This is a genomic window from Kitasatospora sp. NPDC057738 (genome assembly GCF_042798815.1).
GTDB lineage: Bacteria > Actinomycetota > Actinomycetes > Streptomycetales > Streptomycetaceae > Kitasatospora > Kitasatospora lactacystinica.
This window is the reverse complement of sequence record NZ_JBHVJT010000061.1, coordinates 8,209-22,688: the sequence shown is the minus strand read 5'-3', so window position 1 is coordinate 22,688 and position 14,480 is coordinate 8,209. Positions and strand designations below refer to the sequence as shown.

Sequence of the window (14,480 nt, the reverse complement as noted above, 5' to 3'; positions counted from 1 at the left end):
CGCTTTGGCAAGTCGCTGGTCTACTGCCTCTCCATGACCTCCACCACATCGCCGTCCGCCCTGGACACCTTCACCGTCGTCGAGTCGATAGCCGACCTGGTCTGCGAGAACTACGTCTTCCCCGACGTCGCCCGGCAACTGGCGGACCTGCTGAGGCGACGGAGCGCCGAGGGCGCCTACCGGACCGAATCCGCCCAGGAGTTGTCCGAAGCGGTCACCGCGGACCTGCGGTCCGTCAACGGCGACCTGCACCTGGGCCTCAAGTACCACGCCGTGCCGGTGCCGCCGGAGCCGGGTGCGGCGGTACTCGCCATGGTGCGCAGGGAGTTCGACACCTTCCTGAACGGCGTTCCCCGCGTGGAACTCCTCGACCACGGCGTCGCGGTCCTGGAGATCGGACCCAAGCTGTTCCCGCTGGACTGGGCGGCACCGCCGCTGACCGCGGCGCTCTCCCTGGTGGCCCCCGCCCGCGCCCTCATCCTGGACCTGCGCCGCAACACCGGTGGCGACCCGAACACGGTCGCCTTCGTCTGCGCCTACCTGCTCGACGGCCGCACCCACCTGAACACCATGTTCTCGCGGAAGGACGAGGTGGGCGCACAGTCCTGGACGCCCCCCTTCGTCCCCGGCACCCGCTTCGGCGGCAGCAAGCCGATCTACGTGCTGACGAGCGCGGACACCTTCTCCGGGGGCGAGGAGCTCGCCTACGACCTGCAGCAGCTCGGGCGCGCCGAGGTCGTCGGGGAGGTCACCCGCGGCGGCGCCCACCCGCGCGAGGGCTGGACGGTGCACCCGCACCTGGAGCTGAGCGTGCCCTTCGCCCGCGCGGTCAACCCGGTCTCGGGCACCAACTGGGAGGGCATCGGCGTCCAGCCCGACGTCCCCTGCGACGCCGAGGCGGCGCTCGACCGCGCCCTCTCCCTGGCCGCGGCGCGCCTGGCGTAGCCCTGGGCCAGTCGGTAGCCACGCAGCGAGTCCTGTGGCCGGCAAGCGTGTCCGGCCGCAGGCGTCCTGACGATCCGACATGAAGATCTGAAATTTTTATTGCGCAATTTTTCCTTCAGATCTATCGTCGACGCATGCCTGAGAAGCCCCGGCCCGACCGGATCACCGACCTGTCCCGCCTGAAGGCCTTCACCAACCCGCTGCGGATGCAGCTCTACCGCCTGCTCTTCGCCGCCGGGAGCGCGACCGCCTCGCAGCTCGCCGAGCAGGTCGACCAGGCTCCGTCGCTGGTCAGCTACCACCTGCGCAAGCTCGCCGAGCAGGGCTTCGTCACCGCGGCGAGCGCCCGCAGCGCCGACGGCCGGGAGCGGTGGTGGGAGGTCGCCTCCGAGGAGGGCTGGGGCTTCCGCGAGTCCGACCTCGCCGGCACGCCCGAGGGCGCGGCCGTCGTCAACGCGGTGACCAAGGGCCTGGTCGACTCCCGCTCCGCCCAGTACCGCGCTTACCTCGACCAGAGCGCCGCCTGGGGCAAGGAGTGGACCGATGCGGCCTTCACCTCTGAGTGGCTGCTCGACCTCACGGCCGCCGAACTCGCCGAGATGGAAGAGGAGTTGCAGGCCATCGCGCGGCGCTGGCGGGAACGCGGCAAGGCCGCCGGGGCGGCCGGCGACACCGCGGGCCGCGAGCACGTGTCCGTCCACCTGTACGGGTTCCCCTTCCGCCCCGGACACCTTCCGCCCCGGACACCTTCCGCCCCCGACACCGGCGCCGCCGTGTCCCCGACCGCCGGAGTCCCCGATGGTCCTCGCTGAACCGACCCTCCCGAACCGGATCGCCGCGCCGCCCGCCCACCGCGACGGCAACGTGCTGCGCTGGCTCGCCGCCTACACCGCCTCCCTGATCGGCGACAGCGTCTACTTCGCGGCCCTCGCCTGGTCCGCCCAGCGCTCCGCCGGCCCCACCGAGATCGGCCTGGTCATGGCCGCGGGCGCCGCCCCGCGCGCCCTGCTCATGCTCGGCGGCGGGGTCCTGGCCGACCGGCTCGACCCGCGCCGGGTGGTCCTCGGCAGCGACGCCGTGCGCTGCCTGCTCATCCTCGCGGTGGCCGCCGGCATCGCCCTGACCGCGCCCGCGCTCTGGCTGCTGGTCGCGGTGGCGCTCGTCTTCGGCGCCGTGGACGCCCTGTTTGTCCCCGCCGTCGGCGCCCTCCCGCCCCGGATCACCGGCCCGGACCAGCTGGCCCGGGTCACCGGCCTGCGCTCGCTGTCGATGCGCCTCGCCCAGATCGCCGGACCGCCGCTCGGCGGCCTGGCCATGGGCCTGGGCGGCCCGGCCGCCGCCTTCGCCGTCGCCGGTCTGCTCTTCGCGCTCTCCCTGCCGCTCCTGCTCTCCGTCCGGATCAGTCCGCTCGAAGCCCCTCCGGGTGACACCCCGTCCGGGGCCGGCACACCGCCCCGGCCCGGCACCGCACGCGTCGAACTCCTCGACGGGCTGCGCTACATCCGCCGCCACCGCCTGATCGGCCCGCTGGTCCTGGCCGGGGCGGTCTGCGAACTCGGCCTCGCCGGCACCCTCAACGTCGGCATGGTGCTGCTCAACGCCGAGCGCGGCTGGGGCCCGTCCGGCTACGGCTGGATCGTCGGCTGCTTCGGTGCCGGGGCCGCCGCCAGTGCCGCGCTGCTTGCCGTCGCCGGTCGGCTCCCCCGGGCCGGCCTGACCATGGCGGGCACCCTGCTGGCGGGCAGCACCGGTGCGGCGGCCATGGCGCTCGTGCCGCAGCTGTGGGCCGCCGCCGTCCTCGCCGCCCTGGTCGGTCTGAGCGCGGGCGTCTTCGGGAGCCTGGACAGCACCCTCATCCAGACGTCCGCCGACCCCGCCTACCTGGGCCGGGTCACTTCCGTCACCATGCTCACGATGGTCGGCCTCGCCCCGCTCGCCTACCCGCTGGTCGGCGCCGCCGTCGGGGCCTGGGGCACCGCCCCGGTCCTCGTCGGCTGCGGGGCCCTCTCCTGCCTCGGCGCCGCGCTCGCCCTCGCCTCTCCCGCCGTCCGCCGCGCGGAGCTCCCCCGCGCGGGGCTCCCCCGCTGAAGGGCGCCGGCCCTGCGGGCCCCCGTCACCAGGTGACCGGGAGCGCCTCGACGCCGTAGACCGTCGACCCCTCGCGGAAGCGGAGCTCGGCCTCGGGGACGGCGAGCCGCAGGGTCGGGAAGCGCCGCAGCAGGGCCGGCAGGGCCACCTTCAGTTCCAGCCGGGCCAGTTGCTGGCCGAGGCACTGGTGGGCGCCGAAGCCGAAGGACAGCTGGGCGACCGGACGGCGGCGCAGGTCGAGGTCGTCCGGTCGCTCGGGGACGAGTTCGGGGTCGCGGTTCGCGGTCAGCGGGGAGAGCAGGACGTGCTCGCCCTCGGCGATCCGGTGGCCGTTGACCTCGACGCCGGTCACGGCGGTGCGCAGGAGCGGTGCGGGGATGGCGAGATGGCGCAGCAGTTCCTCCACCGCCGGGCCGGTCGCCCCGGGGTCGTCACGAAGGACGGCGAGCTGCTCCGGGTGGCGGAGCAGCGCCAGCACGCTCAGGGCGAGCTGGGTCGCGGTGGTCTCGTGTCCGCCGACCAGGAGGGTGGTGCCGAAGCCGATGAGCTCCTCGTCGGTGAGCTCCGCACCGTGCTGCCGCACCACCGCGCCCAGCACGCCGTCCCCGGGGGTGGCCCGGTTGCGGGCCACGATGTCCGCCATGGCCGCGTTCAACTCGGCCGAGGCGGCGATCAGTTGACCGGCGTCGGCGGTTCCGTCCATGATCACCCGGGAGCAGCGCTGGAACATCGCCCTGGTCCCGTACGGGACGTCGAGCAGTTCGCAGATCGCCAGCGAGGGGATGGGCAGGGCGAAGGCCTCGACCAGGTCGACGACCGGGCCCTGCTCCGCCATCGCGTCGAGGTGCTCGGAGACGATCGTCTCTATCGCGGGCCGCAGCCGCTCGACCCGGTGGACGGTGAAGCTGCCGGTGAGCATCCGGCGCAGACGGCTGTGCTCCTCGCCGCTGTAGGCGGGCAGGAAGCCCGGGTGGTTGAACAGGGTGCGCGGCAGCGACGGGTCGATGCCGTTGCCCGTCACCAGGCGCTCGTCCGCGAAGGCGGCCCGGACGTCGCCGTACCCGGTGATGACGACGGCGTCGATCTCGCCGCGCACCGGGTGGGTCACGCGCAGCCGCGGCAGGCCGTCCGCCTCGCGCATCCGGCGGAGGTCCGGCGACGGGTCGAACGGGCAGGTCCGGTCCCGTTCGGAGGCGACGAAGGACGCCGAGCGGTGGTCGGGCATGGTGCGGGCTCCTCAGCTGGATCGGTCCGGGGGCGCGGTCGTACGACGGGAGGCGAGCGGCGGGGAGGCGGGAGGCGGGAGGCGGCGGCCTACCCGTGGTACCGGGTGGAGGCGTGGTGCCAGTCGTACGCGCCGCGGATGGTGGTCTGCAGCGCCTCGGTGCAGTAGCGCTGCAGCAGGTCGCGTTCGGCCGGGTCGAGGTGGCCCGTCGCCGTGCTGCCGAGCAGGGCCCGGTGGGCGCCGGTGAACAGCTCCAGGGCTTCGGCGCGGCGGCGCAGCGCCCGGTCGACCGCCTGCGGCCGGGAGAGCCCGTGGTCCCGCTCCAGGCAGAGCACCAGGTTGTTCTGCTCCCCCAGGGCCGCGTCCTTCTCCAGGGAGACGATGTCGTTGTCGCAGATGATGAAGGTCTTCGTCATCTCGCGCATGACGGACAGGTGCGGCAGCGCGTACAGGTGGTCGGGCAGGACGCAGGAGGACAGCCGCTCGGCGAGGTCGATGACCGGTGCCACCCCGATGGTGTGGCGCCGGACCCGCAGGTAGGTGCTCAGCGGCATGGGCGCACCGGACTGCCGGCTGCTCGCCTCGTGGACGTGGTGGTCGAGGTAGGAGGACCAGTGGGCCGCCGAGCGCCGGATCCAGTCCTCGGGCATGCCGTGGCAGCTGCGTCGTCGCATGTCGGCGAAGGCAGCGGCCGGCGGCAGCGGGGACGCCTGGCCGGTGACGCCCTCCTGGACGAGTCCGACGAGGTGGCGGACCCGCTCGGGCGAGCCGCCCCACTGTTCGTCGAGCGCGTCGTCGAACAGGAAGTACCAGCTCTGCTGGTCGACGCCGATGTCCAGTTCGCTCCCGGTCGCGTTCGGATAGAACATGGCCGCGATCAGCGGGAACTGGCCCTTGAGGTGGTGGGCCCGCTCCGCTTCCGTGGACAGGAAGCCGAAGGAGCGCGGCCAGGCGAGGTGGCGGTCGTGGGCGGCCCGGAAGTCCGGGCTGATCCGGCGGGGGAAGGGGAGCTCGTCGAGGGCCGGGGCCTCCGGGTCCGGGGAGAGGATCTCTGCCGTGGTTGTCATGGTGTGGCGCACCTCCGGGGACGGGGCCGGTTCAGGGCCGTACGGGACGGGGCCGGGTCACGGCCGTACGGGACGGGGCCGGTTCAGTCGGCCGGCCAGGGTGAGACGCGCATGGGCAGCGCGTTGGGCCGGATCAGGGCGTGGACCACCGGCCGGACCCGGTGCCCCTCGACCGGGCGCGGCCGCCACCGGGAGACGATCGAGCGCAGGACGACCAGCATCTCGGTCATCGCGAAGTGGTCCCCGATGCACTTCCGGTTGCCGAGGGCGAAGGGGACGTAGGCGCCCGGCGGCAGGTCCTTCTCGGGGCGGTCGAGCCACCGGTCCGGGTGGAACCGCAGCGGGTCCGGGTAGTGGGCCGGGTCCCGGTGCATCGTCAGCGCGCTGTAGATCAGCTCGGCGCCCTGCGGGAGGTCGACCCCGCGGACCCGGACCGGTTCCAGGGCACGCCGCATCAGCAGCCAGCTGGGCTGGTGCAGCCGGAGCACCTCGCGGAGGAACCGCTCGGTGAACGGGAGCGTCGCCGCGCCGGGCAGGGCGCCGGCGGGCAGGGCGTCGCACTCGGCCCTGATCCGCTCGGTGAGCTCCGGGCGCCGTCCGATCTCGTGGAGCGCCCAGGCCAGGGTGGTGGACGTGGTCTCGGCGCCGGCCATGAGCAGGGACAGCAGCTCGTCGCGGGCCTCCACGTCGGTCATTCCCTGCGGGTTGCCCGGGGTTCCGGCGAACATGATCGAGAGCAGGTCGCCGCCGGCGGCCGGGTCCTGGCGAGCCTGCCGGACGGCGGTGTCCGCGAGTTCGCGCAGTGCCGCCGCCGCGGCCAGGTACCTGCGGTGCCCCAGCAGGCGTGAGGACGCGATCGGAGCGGGCAGGACGGTGCCCACGAAGACCCCGCGCATCACCGTGGTCAACTGCTCGGCGACGCGTTCCCCCAGCTCGGCCACGGCCGCGGCGCCGTCCGGGCGTTCGGTGCTGAACAGGGTCGACACGAGCATGACCGTCATCATCCGGCGCAGCACCAGGTCCATGGCGATCACCTGGCCCGGGCGCCAGGACGACACCTGCTCCTCGGCGATGTCGGTCATCGTGCCGACGCTCGCGGCGATGCTGTCCCGGTGGAAGGCCGGCTGGAGCGCGCGCCGTTGGCGGAGGTGGAAATCCCGATCGGAGGTGATGATGCCGTTCCCGATGAATGGCCGCGCGACGTCGAACAGCAGTCCTTTGCCGAACTTCCTGCTCTGCTTCAGGAGAACGTCGTGGACGGCCTCCGGTGAGTTCAGGACGAACACCGGACGATTCCCGAGGAATATCCTGACGATGTCGCCCCGGGCCCTGACCGACTGCAGGAACTCCACCCGCTGGACGGCCAGCTGCGGCAGGTGGCCAAGGAGTGGGAAGCGCCCCGGCGCCACGGGGGCCGTCACGGGAGCGGTGGTGGAACGCACAGCCCTGCACCTCCCTGAAGTCTCGGATCGAAAATCCGCCCGACATTGGAACGTTCACTCGCTCGCGGTGCACGGTGATCATCGTCCGCCGGATCGGGAGAGGTCAAGGGACCGGCCGAAAATGCACTGCCGGAGTGATTTTGAGCCGAACCGCGCGAATTCCCCCACCTCCCCGTGTGTTTCAGGCCACCCGTCCCGGATTGGACCGGGACGCCGTCCGCACCCCGCCGTTAGCCTCGGGCGCACCGCCCAGCCGATCAACGGAGAATCGTCATGCACCCCGAACTCGCCGCCGATCTCGGCCGGTTGCCGGAGCTCCTGGAGGAGACCCGGCAGCGTGCGCTCGCCTTCCTGGAGACCCTCGACGAACGGCCCGCGATCGGACGGTCCGGCGCGGAGAACGCCGGCGCGCCGCTCGCCGAGGAGGGCGGCGGAGTGCGGGCCGCCCTGGCGGAGTTCGCCGAGCGCTGGGAGCCGCGGCTGTCGGCGAGTGCCGGGCCGCGCTACTTCGGGTTCGTGACGGGCGGGGCGACGCCGGCGGCGCTCGCGGGCGACTGGCTGACCTCGGCCGTGGACCAGAACTCCAACTCCTCGCTGGATCCGGCCGGTCAGCAGCTGGAGCGGGAGACGGTCGGGTGGCTGCGCGAGCTGTTCGGGCTCTCGGCGGCGCACCGCGGCACCTTCGTGAGCGGCGCGACGATGTCGAACACGGTGGGGCTGGCGATCGCCCGCGAGTGGCTGGGCGAGCGGCTCGGCGTGGACGTCGCCGAGGACGGGGTCGGCGCGCTGGGCCCGGTCCGGGTGCTGTCGGGCAGTGCGCACTCCAGCGTCGCCAAGGCGCTGTCGGTGCTGGGCCTGGGCCGGACGGCGCTGCGGACGGTGCCTGTCCTGCCGGGCCGGGAGGCGGTGGACGTGGCCGCGCTGGAGCGGGCGCTGACCGGGACTCAGGGGCCGTGCGTCGTGGTGGCCAACGCCGGGACGGTCAACACCGTCGACTTCGACGACCTGCGCGCGATCGCCGCGCTGCGCGAGCGGTACGGGTTCTGGCTGCACGTGGACGCCGCGTTCGGCGCCTTCGCCGCGCTGTCGCCGGAGCACGCGGAGCTGGTGGCGGGGCTGGACCTCGCCGACTCGGTCTGCGTCGACCTGCACAAGTGGCTCAACGTGCCCTACGACAGCGCCGTGCAGTTCACCCGCCGCCCGGACCTCCAGGCCCGGGTCTTCCAGAACGCCGCCGCCTACCTCGGTCCTCTGAGCGAGCACCCGGACCTGGTCCACCTCACGCCGGAGAACTCCCACCGGCTGCGCGCCCTCGCCGCCTGGTTCACCCTGAGGGCGTACGGCCGCTCCGGGCACCGGGAGATCGTGGAGCGCTGCATCGCCGGTGCCCGGGCGCTCGGCGCGGAGGTGGCCCGGATCGAGGGCCTGGAACTGCTCGCCCCGGTGCGGCTGAACGTCGTCTGCTTCTCGCTGACGGCCGACCCGACCCCGGAGCGGCTGGCCGCACTCGCCGACGGGCTGGAGGGCGAGGCCTTCCTCACCCCCACCCGCTACGCGGGGCGGCCCGCCCTGCGCGCCGCGTTCAGCAACTGGCGCACCACCGAGGCGGACGTCCGGCGGACGGCGCGGGCGCTGGCCCGGGCCGTCCGCGGGCTGACGGCCTGAGCGCGAGCAGCGGACCGCGCCGGGACGGGCCGGGCGGAGTCCGGGGTCAGCTCCGGTTGTGGTCGCCCGTCCCCCCGTCGATCAGCTCGCGCAGGATGTCCATGTGCCCGGTGTGCCGGGCCGTCTCCGTGGTCATGTGGATCAGCACCCAGCGCAGCGAGACGGAGTTCCCCGACCAGGAGGTGCCGAGGTCGTCCAGTGCCAGCTCCCGGATCGCCTCGTCGGCGCCGGCCCGGGCCCGGGCGTAGAAGGCCAGGACGTCCGCCGTCGACTCGTGCGGCTCCACCCGCATGTCGGAGGAGTCGTCGGCGTCGATGTCGAACGGCAGCGGTCCGCTCTCCCGGCCGAACGTCTCCCGGAACCAGCCGAGTTCGGCCCCGCCGAGGTGCTTCACCAGCCCCAGCAGATTGGTCCCGGAGGGCGTCATCGGGCGGCGCAGCTGCTCGTCGTCCAGCCCCTCCAGCTTCCACAGCACCACATCGCGGTGCCGGTCCAGCGCCGCATGGAGGCTTTCCTTCTCCCCACCCGTGAAGGGCACACGATTGCTCATGCCGGGGACGGTACCAGCCGCCACCGACAGGCCGGCCCTGCGGCCACGGCCCCCGGCCGTCCGGGATCACGGGTGTGCGCCGTCCCCGTACACGCCGCCCGCCCGGTCGGTCAGGCCGGCCATGATCTCCGCGTGGGCGAGGTTCATGAAGTGCAGTGGCCGCCAGCGGGAGCGGTGGTCGGGGTGGTCGCGGAACCGGTCGGCCGTCTCGCACAGCCGCTCCCACCAGATCATGGCGTCCTGGCGCATCCGCTGCGTCCAGCCGGGCTCGTCGTTGCGGCCCTCCAGGACCACCTCCTCCCAGGCCACCAGGACGTCCGAGAGGAAGACGCAGTCGGCGGCGGTGATCTCCGCCAGCCGCTCGGCGGCGAACCGGGCGCCGGTGCCCTCGGGTTGGGCCCGGACCAGCTCGCGCATGCGGGCGGCCAGGAAGGCCTGCAGCGGGGTGACGTCGTCGGTGTGGAGGTCGTCGGAGAACTCCAGCAGTTCCACCGGCTTGCGTTCGCGTGCCATCGTGCGGTGTCCCCTCGACTCGGACGGTGCGCATCCACTGACGGACCGTCACCGTTTTCGCGACCGACCATAGCGGCTCACGCCGGACATCACGGCCGATTCCCGAACCTTCCGCACCGGCCCGCCGGTCCGTGCCATCATGCGCCGCCTCCCGCCCCACCTGCCCGGCGGGCCCCGCCCAGCACGCCCGGCGCACCGCACCCCGCCCACCCGGCGGACCTCGCCCAACACGCGTGGCGGACCTTGCCCAACACGCGTGGCGGACCTTGCCCTCACACCGGTGTGAAGGTCGATGATGCTGCCATGACCGCCACTGCTTTCGACCCGTACGCCCTGCTCGCGCAGAGCCGCCTCGGCGTCCTCGCCACCATCAAGGCGGACGGCCGCCCGCAGCTCTCCCCCGTCATGCCGTTCTACGACCGGGACGCGAACGCCATCCTGATCTCCACCCGGGACGGGCTGGCCAAGACGGCCAACCTGCGCCGGGACCCGCGGGCCAGTCTGGAGGTGACCGGGCCGGACGGCCGCTCCTGGGTCACCGCCGAGGGCGTGGCCGCCCTGACCGGGCCGGGCACCGACTCAGGGCCGCGGGAGAACTCCCGTCGGCAGCCGGGCGGTTCAGCGCAGTGTCGCGGTGACCACCGTGGCGTCCAGGTCCTCCTCCCGGCTCTCCGCCGCCGCCAGCCCGGCCGTCCGGGTCACCGCGAGGGCCGCCGGCGCCTGCCGCTCGCTGGTCTCGAACAGCAGCGACCCGCCGGGCGCCAGCCACCGCGGCGCCTCGGCGACCACCCGCCGCAGCACGTCCAGTCCGTCCGCCCCGCCGTCCAGCGCGGGCCGGGCCTCGTGCAGCCGCGCCTCGGGCGGCAGCAGGCCGAGGTCGCCGGTCGGGACGTAGGGGACGTTGGCGATCAGCACGTCCACCCGGCCGGCCAGTTCCGGGGGCACGGCGGCGAACAGGTCGCCCTCGAAGACCCCCGCCGCGGCGCCGGCCAGGTTGCGGCGGGCGCAGCGGACCGCGCCCGGATCGATGTCGGCCGCGTACAGCTCGACCGGGTGCGCGGTGGCCGCCGCCACCGCGGCACCCAGCGCGCCGCTGCCGCAGCACAGGTCGAGCACCACCGTGCCCGGGGCGGTCAACGCGGTGGCGGCGGAGACCAGGAACTCGCTGCGGCGGCGCGGGACGAAGACGCCCGGGTCGACGGCGATCCGCAGCCCGGCGAACTCGGCCCAGCCGACGACGTGTTCGAGCGGCCGCCCGTCGGCGCGGGAGCGGACCATGGCGGCCAGGTCGGCGGGCGAGGCGGCGGCGGAGAGCAGGATCCGCGCCTCGTCCTCGGCGAACACGCAACCGGCGGCGCGCAGCCGGGAGACCACGGAGGAACGGAGGGAGGCGGAGGAGAAAACCGGCAAGAGAACCCCTTTGGGGGAGGACGGGAGGACTGACGACTCCGTCAGGGCTCCCGCGAGGGCCGACACTGCGTCGGCGCGCCGGCCGCGCTATGCGCGCGGGGCGCCGACGCGGCCGCGCTCCGGGAGCACCCGCTCGGACATTCCGGTAATGGGTCTCACCTCCCTGAGTCACGGTCATACTCGGCGTCGGCCACCCTACCGCACCGCCGGGCAAGGATGATCGGAATGATTCCGAAGGCCCCTTCCACACCTCCGGCAATCCCCTCGACAGTCCACCCGTCGCCGACACTCCCATGACCCCTCGCTCGTCCGAGCGATTCGATAGGTCCACTGACAGTACTCGGCGATAACGGACCGTAGCGACCGCGCATAGTAACGCCATGACGAGACAATCCTGCGGACCGTCACGGCTTCGCGCCCGAACGGCCCGCCTCATCAGCGCCGCGGCCACCCTCGGTCTGCTCGGCGCCGGCCTCACCGCCCCGCTCGCCCAGGCCGTCGCCCCCGCCCACCACCGTGCCGCGCCGCTGCCGGAGCGGGTCCGGGCCGTCGGCACGCCCCTGCTCCAGGAGACCTTCACCGGCGCCACCGCCGACTCGCGCTTCATCGCCGTCGGCTCCGCCTGCCTCACCGGCGCGGCCCCCGCGACGCCCGGGCCGGGCGACCACCCGCTCGGCGGCTGCCCCACCGCCGAGACCGGCCCGGTGCCGCCGCTGAACTCCGCACCGCTCGGCTACCTGCGGATCACCGACGCCGGCAACGACCAGAGCGGCGCGGTGCTCTTCGACCAGGCCCTGCCGGCCGGCAACGGCCTGGACGTGACCTTCGACCAGTGGCAGTACGGCAGCACCACGCCGAACACCCCGGCCGACGGCATCTCCTTCTTCCTCGTGAACGGGGACGTCTCGCTCACCCACCCCGGCGCCTTCGGCGGCAGCCTCGGCTACGCGCAGAAGCTGCCCGACGACAACCCGAACCTCACCTTCCTTCCCGGCGTCGACCGCGGCTACCTGGGCGTCGGTCTCGACGTGCTCGGCAACTACTTCGGCGACTGGGAGCAGCGCGGCAACGGCTGCGCCCAGCGCTCCCCCGCCGGTACGAGCTTCCGCATCCCCGCGCCCGGCGCCAACATGGTCACCGTCCGCGGCCCCGGCGACGGCACCACCGGCTACTGCTTCCTGACCGCGACGACCAGCAACTTCACCACCAACGGCCCCTGGCCCTCCACACTGCCCGGTACGCTCCAGGGCCCGCTCACCGCCCTGCCGCCCGGAGTCACCCCGGACCAGGCGCAGACCCTGCTGGAGCCCTCGCGCCGCCGGGTCAACGTGCACCTGACCCCGGCGCCCTCCCCGGTGCTCACGGTCTCCGTCGACTTCAACGACGGCACCGGCTCGCACCAGGTGCTGCAGACCCCCGCACCCCAGCCGGTGCCCTCGACCTACAAGTTCGGCTTCGCCGGGTCCACCGGCCTGTTCACCGACGTGCACCTGATCCGCAACGTCGTGATCAACACCGACCAGCCGCTGCCCGAACTGAACCTGGTCAAGCAGGCGCACGAGCCGCTGCCCGGGCTGATCACGGTGGGCACCCCCATCCCGTACGACTTCGTGGTCACCAACTCCGGGAACGTGCCGATCACCAACCTGGCCGTCAACGACCCGAAGGTCGGACCGGTCAACTGCCCGGTGAGCACCCTGGCCCCCCGTGACACCGTGACCTGTACGGCGACGTACCTGGTCACCGCCGCCGACGCCGCCCAGGGCCACGTCGCCAACACGGCCCAGGCCACCGGGACCACCGACGGGGGACCGGTCACCTCGCCACCGGCCTCGGAGAACGTGCCGGTGATCGCGCCACCGGGGATCACCCTCGTCAAGCACGTCGACGCCGCCGAGCCCTTCCACGTCGGCGACACCGTCCCGTACACCTACGTGGTCACCAACACCGGCGGGAGCCAGGTGACCAACCTCGCGCTGACGGACGACAAGGTCACGGGGATCACCTGCGACTCCACCACCCTGGCTCCGGCCGGCAGCCCCGGGGACAGCACCCAGTGCCACGGCAGCTACGTCGTGACGGCCACCGACGCGCAGGCCGGGCAGGTCACCAACCACGCCCACGCCACCGGGACGTCGAACAGCCAGCCGGTCACCTCACCGGAGGCCGATGCCACCGTCACGGTGGTCGGCCCGTCCTCGATCGGTCTGACCAAGCAGGCGGACACCGCCGGCCCCGTCCACGTCGGGGACACCGTGCACTACACCTACACGGTCACCAACACCGGGACGACCACGCTGAACAACCTCGTCGTCGTCGACGACCACGCCCCGCAGGTGACCTGCGACCGGACGACCCTGAACGCCGGAGCGAGCACCCCCTGCCACGGCACCTACACCGTGACCGAGGCCGACCTGCAACTCGGCCACGTCACCAACACCGCCCAGGCGGAGGCCACCGGCCCGCAGGGGCAGACGGTGGTGAGTCCCATCGCCCAGGTCACGCTGCAGGTCGTCGGCGTCGCCAGGCTCGACCTGCGGAAGCAGGCCGACAGCGCCGGACCGTTCCACGTCGGCGACACCGTGCCGTACACCTACACGGTCACCAACACCGGGAACACCACGCTGAACAACCTGACCGTCAGCGACGACCACGTCCAGGCGGTGACCTGCGACCGGACCGGCCTGGACGCCGGCGAGAGCACCACCTGCCACGGCAGCTACACCGTGACGGCGGCCGACGCCCAGGCCGGGCACGTCACCAACACCGCCCACGCCAACGGCACCGACCCGCAGGGACAGAACGTCCAGAGCCCGCCGGCCCGGGCCACCGTCCAGGTGGTCACCGCCGGAGAGTCCTCACTGTCCATCACCAAGCACTCCGACGCCGACGGGACCGTACACCCGGGTGACACCATCACCTACCTGTACGCGGTGACCAACACCGGGTCGACCACGCTCACCGACGTCACCGTCAGCGACGACCGCGTCCAGGGGGTGATCTGCGAGCAGACCACCCTCGCCCCGTGGGAGAGCACCCTGTGCCACGGCACCTACACCGTGACCGAGGAGGACGCACGGGCGGGCAGCATCACCAACACCGCCCACGCCACCGGCCGCGACCCGGAGGGAGGGACCGTGCAGAGCCCACCGGCCGAGCTCTGCATCGCCGTCGCCCCCTGCCCGCCGAAGGGCCACGAGCACAAGGGCGGCGGGAGCCACGGCTGCCCGAGCCGCCCGGGCCACCACCCGGCGCCGCCGCAGAGTGACGGCGGATCCGGCGGGCTGCCCGACACCGGCGCTCCAGCGGCCTCCGTCATGAGCGCGGGCCTGGGCGGAGCCGGGCTGCTGAGCCTCGGCGGCCTGCTGTTCCTCCGGGCCCGCCACCGCACGGCCCCCCACCGCTCAGCGGTGTGACGGACGCCTGCGATCCGCCGTACGACGGCGGTCGGGGCGCCCCCCCTGTCTTCTTGTTTCGGGGGGGGGGCGGTTTTCTTGTGGGGCACCGCCCCTCCCCCCCGTCCCCCCGCCCCCCCCCCCCCCGCGCCCCCGCCCCTCTTCCCCCCCCCCTCCCCC

General features: G+C 73.5%; 11 protein-coding genes and 1 pseudogene. 6 read left to right on the top strand and 6 right to left on the bottom strand.

Annotation, left to right across the window (positions count from 1 at the left end; genetic code table 11):
- Positions 1-33: 33 nt before the first annotated feature.
- The 3 genes from ACFVGO_RS28480 to ACFVGO_RS28470 all read left to right on the top strand — a co-directional run bounded on the left by ACFVGO_RS28480 (position 34) and on the right by ACFVGO_RS28470 (position 3,033).
- On the top strand, positions 34-945 hold the full coding sequence (locus ACFVGO_RS28480; protein WP_359897188.1) for a S41 family peptidase: 912 nt from the start codon (positions 34-36) through the stop codon (positions 943-945).
- Positions 946-1,079: 134 nt separating this feature from the next.
- Positions 1,080-1,757: an ArsR/SmtB family transcription factor gene (locus tag ACFVGO_RS28475; protein WP_380634870.1), complete on the top strand. Its 678-nt coding sequence runs from the start codon at positions 1,080-1,082 to the stop codon at positions 1,755-1,757.
- Positions 1,744-3,033, top strand: a complete 1,290-nt coding sequence (locus tag ACFVGO_RS28470; protein WP_380634868.1) for an MFS transporter — start codon at positions 1,744-1,746, stop codon at positions 3,031-3,033. Before ACFVGO_RS28475 ends, ACFVGO_RS28470 begins: the two co-directional genes overlap by 14 nt.
- Positions 3,034-3,058: 25 nt before the next feature.
- Here the strand turns inward: ACFVGO_RS28470 and ACFVGO_RS28465 are convergent, their stop codons facing one another.
- From ACFVGO_RS28465 to ACFVGO_RS28455, 3 genes are all read right to left on the bottom strand, one after another.
- Positions 3,059-4,258, bottom strand: a complete 1,200-nt coding sequence (locus tag ACFVGO_RS28465) for a cytochrome P450 (RefSeq protein WP_359897185.1) — start codon at positions 4,256-4,258, stop codon at positions 3,059-3,061.
- A gap of 89 nt (positions 4,259-4,347) precedes the next feature.
- Positions 4,348-5,325, bottom strand: coding sequence for a pentalenene synthase (locus ACFVGO_RS28460; RefSeq protein WP_380634865.1), 978 nt, complete (start codon positions 5,323-5,325; stop codon positions 4,348-4,350).
- Positions 5,326-5,408: 83 nt separating this feature from the next.
- A complete protein-coding gene (locus ACFVGO_RS28455) occupies positions 5,409-6,767 on the bottom strand; it encodes a cytochrome P450 (RefSeq protein ID WP_380634863.1) in 1,359 nt (452 codons plus the stop codon).
- A 273-nt stretch (positions 6,768-7,040) separates the two neighbouring features.
- On the opposite strand from ACFVGO_RS28455, the gene ACFVGO_RS28450 reads away from it, so the two are divergent.
- A complete protein-coding gene (locus ACFVGO_RS28450) occupies positions 7,041-8,432 on the top strand; it encodes a pyridoxal phosphate-dependent decarboxylase family protein (protein ID WP_380634861.1) in 1,392 nt (463 codons plus the stop codon).
- Positions 8,433-8,478: 46 nt separating this feature from the next.
- Here ACFVGO_RS28450 and ACFVGO_RS28445 read toward each other — a convergent pair whose 3' ends face one another.
- Positions 8,479-8,982: a DinB family protein gene (locus ACFVGO_RS28445; protein ID WP_380634859.1), complete on the bottom strand. Its 504-nt coding sequence runs from the start codon at positions 8,980-8,982 to the stop codon at positions 8,479-8,481.
- Positions 8,983-9,048: 66 nt separating this feature from the next.
- Positions 9,049-9,495 (bottom strand): hypothetical protein, encoded by a 447-nt coding sequence (locus tag ACFVGO_RS28440; RefSeq protein WP_359897175.1) that lies wholly within the window; start codon positions 9,493-9,495, stop codon positions 9,049-9,051.
- Positions 9,496-9,798: 303 nt separating this feature from the next.
- On the opposite strand from ACFVGO_RS28440, the pseudogene ACFVGO_RS28435 reads away from it, so the two are divergent.
- A pseudogene (locus ACFVGO_RS28435) lies at positions 9,799-10,074 on the top strand (TIGR03618 family F420-dependent PPOX class oxidoreductase); the annotation flags it as partial.
- A 39-nt stretch (positions 10,075-10,113) separates the two neighbouring features.
- Here ACFVGO_RS28435 and ACFVGO_RS28430 read toward each other — a convergent pair.
- A complete protein-coding gene (locus ACFVGO_RS28430; protein ID WP_380634857.1) occupies positions 10,114-10,905 on the bottom strand; it encodes a putative protein N(5)-glutamine methyltransferase in 792 nt (263 codons plus the stop codon).
- Between the two features lie 380 nt (positions 10,906-11,285).
- On the opposite strand from ACFVGO_RS28430, the gene ACFVGO_RS28425 reads away from it, so the two are divergent.
- Entirely contained in the window at positions 11,286-14,321 is a 3,036-nt protein-coding gene (locus tag ACFVGO_RS28425; RefSeq protein WP_380634855.1) for a hypothetical protein, read from the top strand.
- Positions 14,322-14,480 lie beyond the last annotated feature (159 nt).

Bases quoted from the DNA above. Each gene is read 5' to 3' on its own strand.
- ACFVGO_RS28425 (WP_380634855.1), top strand. From the start codon at position 11,286: ATGACGAGACAATCCTGCGGACCGTCACGGCTTCGCGCCCGAACGGCC.
- ACFVGO_RS28445 (WP_380634859.1), bottom strand. From the start codon at position 8,982: ATGAGCAATCGTGTGCCCTTCACGGGTGGGGAGAAGGAAAGCCTCCAT.
- ACFVGO_RS28465 (WP_359897185.1), bottom strand. From the start codon at position 4,258: ATGCCCGACCACCGCTCGGCGTCCTTCGTCGCCTCCGAACGGGACCGG.
- ACFVGO_RS28480 (WP_359897188.1), top strand. From the start codon at position 34: ATGACCTCCACCACATCGCCGTCCGCCCTGGACACCTTCACCGTCGTC.
- ACFVGO_RS28460 (WP_380634865.1), bottom strand. From the start codon at position 5,325: ATGACAACCACGGCAGAGATCCTCTCCCCGGACCCGGAGGCCCCGGCC.
- ACFVGO_RS28450 (WP_380634861.1), top strand. From the start codon at position 7,041: ATGCACCCCGAACTCGCCGCCGATCTCGGCCGGTTGCCGGAGCTCCTG.
- ACFVGO_RS28475 (WP_380634870.1), top strand. From the start codon at position 1,080: ATGCCTGAGAAGCCCCGGCCCGACCGGATCACCGACCTGTCCCGCCTG.
- ACFVGO_RS28440 (WP_359897175.1), bottom strand. From the start codon at position 9,495: ATGGCACGCGAACGCAAGCCGGTGGAACTGCTGGAGTTCTCCGACGAC.
- ACFVGO_RS28470 (WP_380634868.1), top strand. From the start codon at position 1,744: ATGGTCCTCGCTGAACCGACCCTCCCGAACCGGATCGCCGCGCCGCCC.